Genomic DNA, 12,542 nt, shown 5'->3' with positions numbered 1-12,542 from the left:
CGCCCGCCCGGGCGCCCGAACCCCCCGTCCCCGCAGTCAGGAGCAAGTCGTTGACCCTCCCCAGTGTGCTGCTGCTCCTGTTCGCCGTGTTCTCCTCGGCGGGCGGCCAGATCATGCTCAAGCACGGGATGAAGGGCGCCGCGGCCGCCGCCGGGCGCGAGGGCGGTTCCGTCGCCCTGCGGGCCGCGGGCAGCCCGTGGGTCGTGTTCGGGCTGCTGGTCTTCGCGGTGTCCGCGCTCGCGTGGATGACGACGCTGGCCAAGGTGCCGCTCTCCGTCGCGTACCCCTTCAACGCGCTCGGCTACCTGCTGATCGTGCTGGCCGGGGCGACCGTGCTGCACGAGCGGACCTCGCTGTGGACCTGGGGCGGCTCGCTGCTCGTGGTGGTCGGCCTGATCACGGTCATGGCCGGTCAGCAAGGCTAGCGACGGTACGCCGAGGGGCCCGCCGCCGGAACGTTCCGGTGACGGGCCCCTCGGCGTACCGCTGAGTCCTAGATCTCCTCGCCCAGCAGCACGCGGCGCACCACGCGCTCGGCGGCGCGGCCGTCGTCGTACGGGCAGAAGCGCTCCTTGAACGCCTTCAGCAGCGCCTCGTTCTCCGGGCTGTTCCAGCTGCCGTCGGTGAAGATCGCCGCCAGCTCGTCCGTGTTCGTGGCCACGGCACCCGGCGTCTCGCCCGGCCGCCCGGACAGCAGGTCGAAGACGACACCGCGGACCGTGCGGTACGTCTCCCAGTCCGGGGCGAGGATCACGATCGGACGGTTCAGGTGGGCGTAGTCGAACATCACCGAGGAGTAGTCGGTGACCAGCGCGTCCGCCGCCAGGCACAGGTCCTCGACGCGGGGGTACGTGGAGACGTCGATGACCGACGCGTTCTCCGGGAGGCCCGACCCGCCGTAGAAGTAGTGGGCGCGCATGAGGACCACGGTGTCCGGGCCGACGGCCGCGCAGAACCGGTCCAGGTCCAGGCGGTTGGTGAAGCCCGACTCGTAGTCGCGGTGCGTCGGCGCGTAGAGCACGGCGCGCTGGCCGGGGCGGATGCCCAGGTCCTCGCGGATCTTGGCGATCTGCTCCTCGGTGGCCGTCGCGAAGACGTCGTTGCGCGGGTAACCGGTCTCCAGCGGGCGCGCCGCGCTCGGGTAGGCGCGGGACCACACCTCGGTGGAGTGCGGGTTGGCCGAGACGCTCCAGTCCCAGCGGTCCACGCGCTTCAGCAGCCGGTCGAAGTTGAGCCCCTGGGCCGCGGCCGGGTAGTTCTGCTGGTCCATGCCCATGATCTTCAGCGGGGTGCCGTGGTGGGTCATGACATGGATCTGGCCGGGGCGCTTGACCAGGTGGTCCGGGAAGTTGACGTTGTTGAAGAAGTACGTGGCACGGGCCAGCACCGACCAGTAGCGGCGGGTTCCGGGCACCACGTAGTCGATGCCCTTGGGCACCGAGTCCACGTTCTTCTTCGACACCACCCAGACGCCGTGGATGTCGGGCGCCAGCTCCTTCGCCTTGCGGTAGATCGCCTCCGGGTTGCAGCTCACGCCGCGGTTCCAGTAGGCGGCGTACACGGCCAGCTTCGGGTCCAGCGGCAGCTTGCGCTGCGCCTTGTAGTAACGCTTGGTGAACTGCTTCTTCGCCTTCGCCCGTGCCGTGGTGGGCGCGGCGCGCAGGCTGCGGCGGGTGGCGAGCGCGGTGTCCAGGGCGCCGAGCGCGGTGTACTTGCCGCCGCCCATCAGCTGCGGGCGCAGCCCCTTGGCGCCGCCGGGGAACGTGAAGCCCTCCGGGCGGTGGGCGCCGTGGAACGCGCCGACCGCGCCGACGTACTGCCGGCGGCGCTTGGTCACCGTCGGGTACGCGGTGAGCAGCTCCTGCACGGCGCGGTCGAAGAGGAGGCCGCGGACGTCCTTCAGGGCCGGACGCGCCTCCACGAAGGTCATCAGCGCGTCGTACGCCTCGACCAGCTCCAGCGGGGTCGAGCCCGTCCGGGGCTCCACGTCGTCCACGAGGCCGGGCAGGTAGCGCTGCTGGCGGTGCTCGACGCAGGCGGTGCCCAGCGTGGCCACCGAGGCGGCGACGGCGACGGTCGCCAGCGCGTACATCCGTTCGCCGTGCGGGCCCGGGCCGAAGGTCACGGTCTCGCGCTCCAGCAGCGCGCGGCGGACCGCGCGGTTCCAGGAGACCGGGGCGATGTCCAGGAGGTCCGGCCGCTTCGCCAGGGTGAACGGGCCGGCGGGCATGCCGTCCAGCTTCTGGAGGGACCGCGTCGAGCGGACCTTGCCGCGGAAGGGGCGCTTCTGGTGGCCGAACAGCAGCACGTCCGGGTCGCCGGTGGCGTCCAGCCGGTCCGCGATGGCCTGGAGCGCGCCGGGCAGGAGGATGTAGTAGCCCTCCAGGAAGAGGACGTACTCCCCGGCGGCCTCCTCGATCCCGGCGTTCCGGCGGCCGTGCGCACCGGCGCCCGGCTCCAGGTGCACGGCCCGGACGCGGCTGTCGCGGGCGGCGAACTCGTCCAGGACCAGGCCCGAGCCGTCCGGCGCGCCGTCGTCCACCCCGATGACCTCGATGTCCGTGAACGACTGCGAGAGCACCGACTCCAGGCACTCGCGCAGGCTTCCTCGGGCGCGACGGACAGGGATGATGACACTCAGCCGGGGCATACGGACTCTTTCTCGGACTGTGCGTACTGGGAGACCACACAGCGTACTGGGGCGGGCTCCGCAGGACGGGTCAGGGGGCGGGCAGGCGTACGAAGGCCGAAGAGACGGGCGCGTCGGGCCCGTGAGCGGTCGACCGCGCGGCTGATGAAGGCCCCACTTATCATACTACCCGGGACAGTAAGTGAACCTTGGACAATGCGGGGCGTACGCGGCCACGACAGGCGCTCCCGACAGGCGTGATCCCGGGCACCGCACGGCTGCGGGGCACCCCCGCCGGCCGGCCGGAGTGCCCCGCGCTGTCACGTACCCGCTACTTGACCGCCCCCGCCATCACGCCGGAGACGAACTGGCGCTGGAAGGCGAAGAACACCGCGAGCGGGATCACCATCGAGACGAAGGCGCCGGGCGCCAGCACGTCGATGTTGTTGCCGAACTGGCGTACCTGCTGCTGGAGCGCCACCGTGATCGGTGGTGACCCCGAGTCCGCGAAGATCAGCGCGACCAGCATGTCGTTCCAGACCCAGAGGAACTGGAAGATCCCGAGCGAGGCGATCGCCGGACCGCCCAGCGGCATCACGACCCGGGTGAAGAGGCGTATCTCACCCGCCCCGTCCAGCCGTGCCGCCTCCAGGAGCTCCCGGGGGATCTCCGCGAAGAAGTTGCGCAGCAGGAAGATCGCGAACGGGAGCCCGAACGCGGTGTGGAAGAGGACCACGCCGAGCGTCGTCTCGAAGATCCCGATCTCGCCGAACAGCTTCGACACCGGGATGAGCGCCACCTGTACGGGGACCACCAGCAACCCCACGACCAGCAGGAACCACCAGTCACGGCCGGGGAAGTCCATCCAGGCGAACGCGTATCCCGCGAACGAGCCGATCACCACGACCAGGACCGTGGACGGCACGGTGATCATGACCGTGGAGAGCAGCGAGTCGGTGATCGCCGAATTGTCGAGCAGCCGGGAGTAGTTGTCGACGGTCAGCTCGGAGGGGGCGGTGAAGATCTGCCACCAGCCGGTCGACGCGATCTTGTCCGGGCTGCGCAGCGAGGACAGCAGCAGCCCGACCGTCGGCATCAGCCAGAACAGGGCCACCAGGACCAGGAAGACCCGCATCACGCCGCCGGCGGCCCGTGCCGCGATCCGCGCGCCGAGCGACCGGGTCGCCGGGGGTGTCGTCATCGGCGCCCCTCCTTCCGTATCCGCCTGATGTTGAAGAGCATCACCGGGATCACCAGCAGCAGCAGGAGCACGGCGATGGCGCTGCCGACCCCGAGGTCCGCGTCCGTGCCGAACGAGGACCGGTACAGCTGGAACGCCAGCACGTTGGCGTCGTCCTGGGTCGAGCCGGGCGCGATGATGAACACCAGGTCGAAGATCTTCAGCACGTTGATCATCAGCGTGACCAGCACCACCGCGAGGACCGGGGCGAGCATCGGCACCGTGATCCGGCGGAACACCTGCCACTCGTTGGCCCCGTCCACCCGGGCCGCTTCGAGGAGTTCACGCGGCAGGCCGGCCAGGCCCGCCGCGATCAGCACCATCGCGAAGCCCGCCCACATCCACACGTAGCTCCCGATGATCCCGGGCGTCACGAGCGTCGGGCCGAGCCAGTTCACGCCGTTGTACGGCTCCCTGAAGTTGGAGGCGGGGAGCCGCAGTTCGGCGCCGTCCGCCGAGGCGGGCAGCGTGAACGTGCCGTCGGCCCCGGCCTTGGCGGTCGCGACCACCTCGCCGTTCCTGACGGCCTCCACCTTCAGGCCCTTGAGTCCGAGCTCCTTGGCGTCGACGACATTGGGTCTGCCGCCGCCGCCCTTGGTGAAGTCCAGCCACGCGGTGCCGGTGATCCCGCCGTCCCCGGCCGCCGCCGGGGTCTTCGCCGGTTTGGCGTCGCCCGGCATCTTCGCCGGGAGCACCCCGACCAGGGGGAGCCGGACCGGCTGCCCGGCGTGCACGGCCGTCCTGGTCACGAACGCCCCGCCGCCCGCCGCCTTCAGCGGGGCCACGGGCAGCGGATGCGCCTTCGGGAAGCCCGAGGACTCGGCGAACGTGTCGTGCACGCCCACCCACACCGCGTTGGCGACCCCGCGCTCCGGCGCCGCGTCGTACACCAGGCGGAAGATGATGCCCGCCGCCAGCATGGAGATCGCCATCGGCATGAAGACGACCAGCTTGAAGGCCGTGCCCCAGCGGATGCGCTCGGTCAGGACCGCGAAGATCAGCCCGAGCGCGGTGGAGATCGTCGGCGCGAAGACCACCCAGATCGCGTTGTTCTTGACCGCCGTACGGATGGTGTCGTCCGTGAACAGCGTCTTGTAGTTGTCGATGCCGGCGAAGCCCGTACCCGCCTGGTCGAAGAACGACCGGTAGACGGAGTACACGATCGGGTACACCACCAGCGCCCCGAGCAGCACCAGTGCCGGCAGCAGGAAGAGCGCCGCGATCGCCTTGCGGGTGCCGGTCACGCTCCGGGGCGCGCGCCCCGGGGAGCCTGCCGGAGGGGCCTTCCTGGGGGCGGGCACGCGGGGCCCGCCGGACCGTTGCCTGTCGGCGGGGAGCGCCTCGTCGGCGCCCCCCGCTGCCGCTGTCGTCATGCCGTCAGCTCTTGTACGCCTTGGCCGCGTCGGACTCCAGTTTCGCTTGGGTCCCCGCGATGTCCTTCGGGTTCTTCAGGAAGTCCTGGAGGGTCTTCCACTCGCCCTTGCCGGGCGTCCCGCCGAACGACTGCGGCGCCTGGTCGGACATGTCGAACCGGACGGCGTCCCCGGCCGCGATCAGCGCCTTCGCCATCGTGCGCTGCACGTCGTTCGGGTACGCGGCGGCGTCCAGGCCCTTGTTCGGCGAGATGAACCCGCCCTGCGAGGCCGCGATCTTCGCCGCGTCGGTGGAGGCGAGCCAGGTCAGCAGCGCCTGGGCGCCCTTGCCGTCCTTCAGTGCGATCGCCGCGTCGCCACCGGTCACCACGGGCGACTCGGCGCCGACCGCGGGGAACGGGAACACCTTGGCGTCCGTGCCGATCTTCGCCTTCGTCTGCGCGATGTTGACGCCGACGAAGTCGCCCTCGTAGACCATGGCGGCCTTGGGCTGGTCGCCGCCGGTGAAGGTCTGCGTCACCGACGCGGGGAACTCGGTCTGGAGCGCGCCGTCCGCGCCGCCCGCGATCAGGGAGGGCTTGCCGAACAGCTGGGCCAGCGTGGTCAGCGCGTCCTTGACGGACGGGTCCGTCCACTTGATCTTGTGCTGGGCGAGCTGGTCGTACTTCTCCGGGCCCGCCTGCGACAGGTAGACGTTCTCGAACCAGTCGGTCAGCGTCCAGCCGTCAGCGCCGCCGACCGAGACCGGGGTGACACCCGAGGCGGACACCGTCTCGGCGGTCGCCAGGAAGTCCTTCCAGGTCTTCGGCTCGCTCGCGCCCGCGTTCTCGAACGCCTTGGTGTTGTACCAGACCAGCGACTTGTTGGCGGCCTTGAAATACACCCCGTACTGGGTGCCGTCCACCGCGCCGAGGTCCTGCCAGACCTGCGCGTAGTTCTTGCTCAGCTGGGCCTTCGCCTCGGGGCCGACCGGCTTGGCCCACTTCTTCGCCACGGCCTGCTGGACCGCCCCCACCTGCGGGATCATCGCGACGTCCGGCGGCTGCCCGCCCGCGATCTTCGTACCGAGGAAGTTGACGATCGGGTCCTGCGCCGGGACGAACGTCACCGTGGCGCCGGTCCGCTTCTCGAACTCCTTGAGGACCTTGACGAAGTTGGCCTGTTCCGGACCCGTCCAGACCGCGGCGACAGAGAGCTTCTCACCGTTCAGTTTCGGTAAAACGACACTCGGCGTGGAGCCGTTGCCCGGCGTGGAGCCGCCTTCGTCCGTCTTCTTGTCTCCGCCGTCACCGTCGCCGCCGCAGCCGGTGAGGGCCAGTGCGCCGATGGCGGTGAACACCACGGCCGCTCTGCGAATCCGTAGGGTTGTGCGCATTCCTGCCCCGTCTCTCTGTCCGCGCGCGCCCACCGGGCGCCGGGTCGGGAAGCCAGCGCTGCCGGTCGAGCGTCACGTCGTCGTGTGCGCACAGTCCTATGCCCGGCGACCCGGCGTCGCAATACCGCCCTCGGCCCCAAATCCTTGATCGTGATGCCCTCGTGACGTGGGATCAGTGCCGGTATCCGGCTATGGGGGGACGATCGGGCCGCCCTGTCCGGGCCCCGCCCGGGGTCCTTCGAGGGCGGCTCCGGCGCGACTCGGGCGGGGCCGGGCAGGGTCTCAGGTGGACAGGGGTGCGAGGGGTTGTGCGTGGACCGAACGCGCCGCCCGCTCCAGCGCGCTGGCGAGCAGCGCGAGGTCCGTCGGCCCGTTGCCCAGCTCGCGGACCGGGCGGCGGGTGGGCGGGTCGCCCATCCGCTCCCACTCCAGCGGGACGACCGTCGGCCGCAGCGTCGCCGTACGCGGGATGCGGCCGGTCACCCTGCCGCCCTGGAACGGCGTCACCCGCCCGTCCGGATGCCCCAGCCGCCCCCGGCCCGGCGCCGGTTCGTCCGGTGACGGCGGGACCGCGGGGGGATCGAGCACGACGCGCAGCCGCGCGCCGCGGGCCAGCTCCGTGTCCTCCGTGCGGTCGGGGCGGGCCGAGGCGGCGACCAGGTGGACGCCCAGCCGGCCGCCGTCCCGGGCCACCGCCTCCAGCGCCCGTACCACCGAACCGGCCGCCGGCCGGCCCGGGCTCCCGAGCGCCGGGGCTATGAGCGCGTCGTAGTCGTCCACGAGCACCACCAGCCGGGGGAGCGGCGAGGGGCCCGGGTCCACGGGGCGGCCCGCGCCCGGGCGCAGGCGCAGGGTGCCGCTGAGGGGGGCGTCCAGGTCGCCGCGCTGTTCGGGGATGGGCACGGCCGCGGGCCCGTCCTCGTGACGGCTGTGCCACTCGGCGAAGTCGAGCCCGCCGAGCAGTTCGGCCCGCCGCTTCACCTCGCCGCCCAGTGCCTGGGCGAACTCCCGCATCCGGACCGGGTCCGAGGCCACCAGGTGCGTGAACGCGTGCGGCAGCTCCGTGCACGGACGCAGCGACTCGCCGCGCTCGCCGCCGGCCCCGTCGACCAGCACGATGCCCAGCCGGTCCGGCCGGGCGGCCGCGGCCAGCGACGCCGCGACGGCCCGCAGCAGCTCGGTCCGCCCGCTGCCGCCGGGGCCCTCGATGAGCAGGTGCGGCCCCTCGTCGGCGAGATCGACGCTCACCGGCCCGCGCGGCCCGGCACCGAGCACGACGACGGGCCGCCCGGCGTGGACGGCCGGCCGCGCGGCGGCACGCGTCGCCGTCCGCGTCCCCCCGGCCCCTTCGGCGCCCCGCGCGGCGACCCGAGGCCCGCCGGCCTGACGGGGACCGCTGACCCGGGCGGGGGCGGGGCAGGGGGTGCGGCCGGAGCCCGTGGTCGTGGCGTTGTCGGGGTACGGGGTGCGCCCGGAGTCGCCGGTGCCGGCGCGGGGGTACGGCGTACGCCCCGAGCCCGTGGTGGTGTCCGGGTACGGCGTACGGCCCGAGTCACCGGTGCTCGCACCTGGGTACGGCGTACGCCCCGAGCCCGTGGTGGTGGTGTCCGGGTACGCCGTACGGCCCGAGTCACCGGTGCTCGGACCCGGGTACGGCGTACGCCCCGAGTCCGGCGCCTCGGCCGCCGTGCGCTGGGCGCCGACGCGGGGCGCCGGGCGGTCGTCCGCCGTCGACGCCCAGCGGGCCATCAGGGAGGCCGGAGTGGCGCGGGCCAGGCCCAGTTCGTCCAGGAGCCGGGCGGACGGGGGGAGTGCCACCGGCACCTGGCGGCCCGGCAGCGCGGCCGAGCCCTCCGCGCGCAGGGGGGCCAGCGCCCGGGCGAACCGCTGGGCCCAGTGCGCCGACACCGCGTCCACCGAGGCCACCGTGCCGTGGCCCGCCGCCCGGCCGCCCGCCGTGCGCAGCAGCCGCAGGGCCGTCGCCACGTCACCGCTCAGCATCCCGACCGCCCCGCACTCGCGGAAGGCGATCGACGCGTGGCAGGCGGCCTCGTACGTCGCGGCGACCGGCGAGGTGGGCGTCGCGGCCGGGGTCTCGGCCAGACAGATCAGATGGACGCCCGCCGCCGCACCGGCCGCGGCCAGCCGGGCGGTGTTCTCGCGGAGGACCGCCGCGCCGGGGTCGCCGTCGAGGATCACCACCGTGAACGGGCCCTCGTAGGCGCGGGCGGCCTCGGCGACCGTGGCCGCGTCCTGGCTCGCCCAGCCGGGGCCGAGGGGCCCGTCGTCCAGCCGGCGGACCAGCTCGGCGGTCCGGGCGAGCGCCTGGTCGCGGTCGTAGGCGAGGAGCAGCCGGCAGTCCTGGCCGTGCATCGGGCGAAGATGGGGCAGCCAGCCCAGCCAGGCCCACTCGCGCCGCCGCTCCTCCGTGCTCCGCGCCCGGTCCGTACTGATCAGCACGATCTCCAGGTCGGCGGGGGAGTGCAGCGCGGCCAGCTGGGCCACGGCGGACCGGGCGAGCCCCGCCAGCCGCTCCCGGGGCCCGGCGAGCCCCAGCGAACCGGCCTCGCGCAGACCCACGGTCACCGGCACGGCGGGCAGGTCGGCCCGGTCGGTGGTGCCCAGCCGGACCACCAGCGCCTCCGGGTGCGCGGGGTCGCGCTCCCACAGCCGGGGGCCCGGGCCGAGCGCGGTCAGCAGCACGGCGGCCGGATCGGGCCAGGTGCCCTCGGGAGCGGTGGGCGGCGAGGTGAACGTCTCGGCGACGGGCGGGACGGCCGGCTCGGCGGGGGCGCTCGGGGGCGCCGCCGACTCGGCCCGGGCGCCCTTGAGCCGGCGGGCCCAGGCCCCTATGCCGCCGCGCCGGGGCGCCTCCTGCTCCGGGAAGCGGCCCGGATGCCCGGTGGAGGACCCGGGCCGGGCGGTGGCCCCGGGGTCGTCGGGAGCGGGGCGGCCGTGGTCGGGCGGGGCGGCCTCGGGGGAGGGGGCGGCCGGTGCGGCCGGGGCCTGGGCGACCCGCAGGTGGCCCTCACCGTCCGGGGCGGTCGGCAGCACCGGCGAACGCGTGCCGGAGGCGAGCCGGAGCGTCGACTCGCCGAGCCGCAGCAGCGCCCCCGGGGCCAGTCGGACCGGGCGGTCGTGGACCTCGGCCCCGTCGAGCGAGGTGCCGTTGGTGGAACCCAGATCGGCCACGGAGACCCGGCCGTCCTCGGAGACCGTCACCTCGCAGTGCAGCCGGGAGACATCGGGGTCGTCCAGCGGGACATCGGCGTCGGCCGAGCGGCCGATGCGGACCGTGCCGCCGTGCAGCAGATGGACCCCGCCCGCGTCGGGACCGGCGACCACCTGGAGCTGGGCGGGGACCGCGTCGTCCGCGGTCTCGTCCTCGCCCGGGACCTGGAGCGAGAGCACCGCCCCGTCGACCAGGGGCGGCTCACCGAGGGCGCTGCGCTGCGCGTCCAGCCGCTCCCGGCCCGCGAAGAGCACCACCGCACCGCTGCCGAGGGAGCCGTCGGGACCGGCGACGGCCATGGCCAGGCCCGACGCGACGGAGGCCAGCGCCGTCCCCGCGGGTGCGGTGACCAGCACATCGCAGGCGCGCGCCGGGGTCTGGCCGCTGGGCGGCGCGAGGACGGTCAGCCGGATCTGCATCGCCGTCAGCGGTCCCTTCTGCGCGCGGCGCCGGCCGGGGGAACGCCCTGTGATTCCCCCCACCCGGCACGGACGCGTCGTCCGGTACAGGTTCGTCACGCACCGCGAGGCTCCCGACCGCGCAGTCGTGCTCCAGGCATCCTCGCACCTGCCACTGACAACACGCCCGGCGGTCATCAGTTAGTGATCTTGAAACGTCTGCTGTGGCCCCAAAAGTGCGGCATGACCGGTTTCCCGGTGCACGGCTCCGGCAACCATCCGGCCGGGGCGGACGTCTTCCCCCGGGACCCTTCCGTGCGGGGAACGGAGTGCGCGCGCCGGAGAGCGGCGACCGTGCGTCCGGCGCCCGCGGACCGGAGAAGTCACCTCGCGGACCCGGCCGGACTTCTCCGTACAGCCTCTAGAGTGGGCCGGAAACTCCGGGGGTGCCCGGGACCGATCCACCACGACCAGCAGGGAGCGCATGACGTGCGGCCGGTAGGCAGCAAGTACCTCCTGGAGGAGCCGCTGGGACGCGGCGCCACGGGCACCGTCTGGCGCGCCAGCCAGCGCGAGGCGGCGGGCGCCGAGGCGGCCGTGGCCGGCCGGCCCGGCGAGACCGTGGCGATCAAGGTCCTCAAGGAGGAGCTGGCCAACGACGCGGACGTGGTGATGCGGTTCCTGCGGGAACGCTCCGTCCTGTTGCGGCTGACCCACCCCAACATCGTGCGCACCCGTGACCTCGTGGTCGAGGGCGACCTCCTCGCCCTCGTCATGGACCTGATCGACGGTCCCGATCTGCACCACTACCTGCGCGACAACGGCCCGCTCACCCCGGTCGCCGCCGCGCTGCTCACCGCGCAGATCGCCGACGCGCTCGCCGCCAGCCACGCCGACGGCGTCGTGCACCGCGACCTCAAGCCCGCCAACGTGCTGCTCGCCGACCCCGACGGCGCCATGCGCCCGATGCTCACCGACTTCGGCATCGCGCGCCTCGCCGACTCGCCGGGCCTGACCCGGACCCACGAGTTCGTCGGCACCCCCGCCTACGTGGCGCCGGAGTCCGCCGAGGGCCGCCCGCAGACCTCCGCCGTCGACATCTACGGCGCCGGCATCCTGCTGTACGAGCTGGTCACCGGCCGCCCGCCGTTCGCCGGCGGCACCGCGCTCGAAGTCCTGCACCGGCACCTCAGCGAGGAGCCCCGCCGCCCCAGCACCGTCCCCGAGCCCCTGTGGACGGTCATGGAGCGGTGCCTGAGCAAGGACCCGGACCGCAGGCCGAGCGCGGAGAACCTGGCCCGCGCCCTGCGTACCGTCGCCGACGGCATCGGGGTCCACGCGAGCCCCGCGCAGATCGCCGCCGCCGACGGGGTCGCCGCCCTGCTCGCGCCCGACCCGGCGCCCACCGCCGTACCCGAGATCCCCGGCGCCGCCGACCCGACGCAGGTGCTGCCGAGCAACGCCGGCTCGTACGACCCGAACGGGGTCACCAGCGTCCTGCCGCACGGCGGCGCGCCCGGCGCGGGCCCCCAGGCGGACCCGACCGCCGTCCTGCCGCCGGTGCCGCCGCGCCCCGACGGCGACCCGCGCCCCGAGGACCCGCACCCCTGGCAGTCCCAGCTCCGGGCCGCCCGCGACCGCAACGAGCAGACGCAGGTCCAGTACCTCGACCCGAGCCAGGACCCGCTGCGCCGCCGCCCGCAGCGCCGGCAGCAGCCGCCCCCGCAGCAGCCGCGCGACCGGCAGCCCGGATACCAGCAGCCCCAGCAGTACCCGCAGCAACAGCGGCAGCAGCAGTACCAGCCGCAACCGCAGCAGCAGTACCAGCCGCCGCAGCGCCAGCAGTACCAGCCCCAGCCACAGCCGTACGCGCCCCCGCAGCAGCCGCAGCGCGCGCCCCGCGAGCCGAGGCAGCGCAGCGCCAACCCGATGAAGATCCCCGGGCTCGGCTGCCTCAAGGGCTGCCTCTTCACGCTGGTGCTGCTCGTCGTGGCGAGCTGGCTGATCTGGGAACTGACCCCGCTCAAGGACTGGATCGGGCAGGGCCAGAGCTACTGGCACGCGATCACCGACGCCGTGTCCACGGTGACGGACTGGATCTCCGAACTGGGCGGCAGCGGCGGCTGAGCACACCGAGCCACGCCGGAGGCGTACAACTCTGTAGCTATATCGACTTCCGCAGGCCGATTCCGAGGCAATTCGCCCCCAGAAGCGAAGGTTGGCGCCCACCAAGGCACACGGGCCCCCGATCGCCGCGTAACTTTGTCGACCGGGGGTTGTTGGGGTCCATCGCCA

The 12,542-nt window shown here is 73.6% G+C and carries 7 protein-coding genes; 2 read left to right on the top strand and 5 right to left on the bottom strand.

All coding sequences use genetic code 11. The annotated features are described in order from the left end of the window. The first annotated feature begins 50 nt into the window (after nucleotides 1–50). Complete coding sequence (locus tag ACLQ2N_RS10305; RefSeq protein WP_425811251.1) at nucleotides 51–425, top strand: hypothetical protein; 375 nt, start codon at nucleotides 51–53, stop codon at nucleotides 423–425. A gap of 68 nt (nucleotides 426–493) precedes the next feature. Here ACLQ2N_RS10305 and ACLQ2N_RS10300 read toward each other — a convergent pair whose 3' ends face one another. The 5 genes from ACLQ2N_RS10300 to ACLQ2N_RS10280 all read right to left on the bottom strand — a co-directional run bounded on the left by ACLQ2N_RS10300 (nucleotide 494) and on the right by ACLQ2N_RS10280 (nucleotide 10,268). After that, nucleotides 494–2,650 (bottom strand): bifunctional glycosyltransferase/CDP-glycerol:glycerophosphate glycerophosphotransferase, encoded by a 2,157-nt coding sequence (locus ACLQ2N_RS10300; RefSeq protein WP_425811249.1) that lies wholly within the window; start codon nucleotides 2,648–2,650, stop codon nucleotides 494–496. 310 nt (nucleotides 2,651–2,960) lie between these two features. Next, complete coding sequence (locus ACLQ2N_RS10295; protein WP_425811247.1) at nucleotides 2,961–3,830, bottom strand: carbohydrate ABC transporter permease; 870 nt, start codon at nucleotides 3,828–3,830, stop codon at nucleotides 2,961–2,963. After that, nucleotides 3,827–5,242 (bottom strand): carbohydrate ABC transporter permease, encoded by a 1,416-nt coding sequence (locus tag ACLQ2N_RS10290; RefSeq protein ID WP_425811245.1) that lies wholly within the window; start codon nucleotides 5,240–5,242, stop codon nucleotides 3,827–3,829. Before ACLQ2N_RS10290 ends, ACLQ2N_RS10295 begins: the two co-directional genes overlap by 4 nt. 4 nt (nucleotides 5,243–5,246) lie before the next feature. After that, complete coding sequence (locus ACLQ2N_RS10285; protein ID WP_425811243.1) at nucleotides 5,247–6,617, bottom strand: ABC transporter substrate-binding protein; 1,371 nt, start codon at nucleotides 6,615–6,617, stop codon at nucleotides 5,247–5,249. 282 nt (nucleotides 6,618–6,899) lie between these two features. Continuing rightward, nucleotides 6,900–10,268 (bottom strand): FHA domain-containing protein, encoded by a 3,369-nt coding sequence (locus ACLQ2N_RS10280; RefSeq protein ID WP_425811241.1) that lies wholly within the window; start codon nucleotides 10,266–10,268, stop codon nucleotides 6,900–6,902. 468 nt (nucleotides 10,269–10,736) lie between these two features. On the opposite strand from ACLQ2N_RS10280, the gene ACLQ2N_RS10275 reads away from it, so the two are divergent. Continuing rightward, complete coding sequence (locus ACLQ2N_RS10275; protein ID WP_425811239.1) at nucleotides 10,737–12,374, top strand: serine/threonine-protein kinase; 1,638 nt, start codon at nucleotides 10,737–10,739, stop codon at nucleotides 12,372–12,374. Nucleotides 12,375–12,542: the final 168 nt, after the last annotated feature.

The sequence above is a fragment of the Streptomyces sp. DT224 genome, from assembly GCF_049844595.1.
Taxonomy (GTDB): domain Bacteria; phylum Actinomycetota; class Actinomycetes; order Streptomycetales; family Streptomycetaceae; genus Streptomyces.
The sequence above is the reverse complement of the archived record's forward strand: the minus strand, read 5'-3'. Positions and strand labels throughout refer to the sequence as shown.

Bases quoted from the DNA above. Each gene is read 5' to 3' on its own strand.
- ACLQ2N_RS10280 (WP_425811241.1), bottom strand. From the start codon at position 10,268: ATGCAGATCCGGCTGACCGTCCTCGCGCCGCCCAGCGGCCAGACCCCG.
- ACLQ2N_RS10290 (WP_425811245.1), bottom strand. From the start codon at position 5,242: ATGACGACAGCGGCAGCGGGGGGCGCCGACGAGGCGCTCCCCGCCGAC.
- ACLQ2N_RS10300 (WP_425811249.1), bottom strand. From the start codon at position 2,650: ATGCCCCGGCTGAGTGTCATCATCCCTGTCCGTCGCGCCCGAGGAAGC.
- ACLQ2N_RS10285 (WP_425811243.1), bottom strand. From the start codon at position 6,617: ATGCGCACAACCCTACGGATTCGCAGAGCGGCCGTGGTGTTCACCGCC.
- ACLQ2N_RS10295 (WP_425811247.1), bottom strand. From the start codon at position 3,830: ATGACGACACCCCCGGCGACCCGGTCGCTCGGCGCGCGGATCGCGGCA.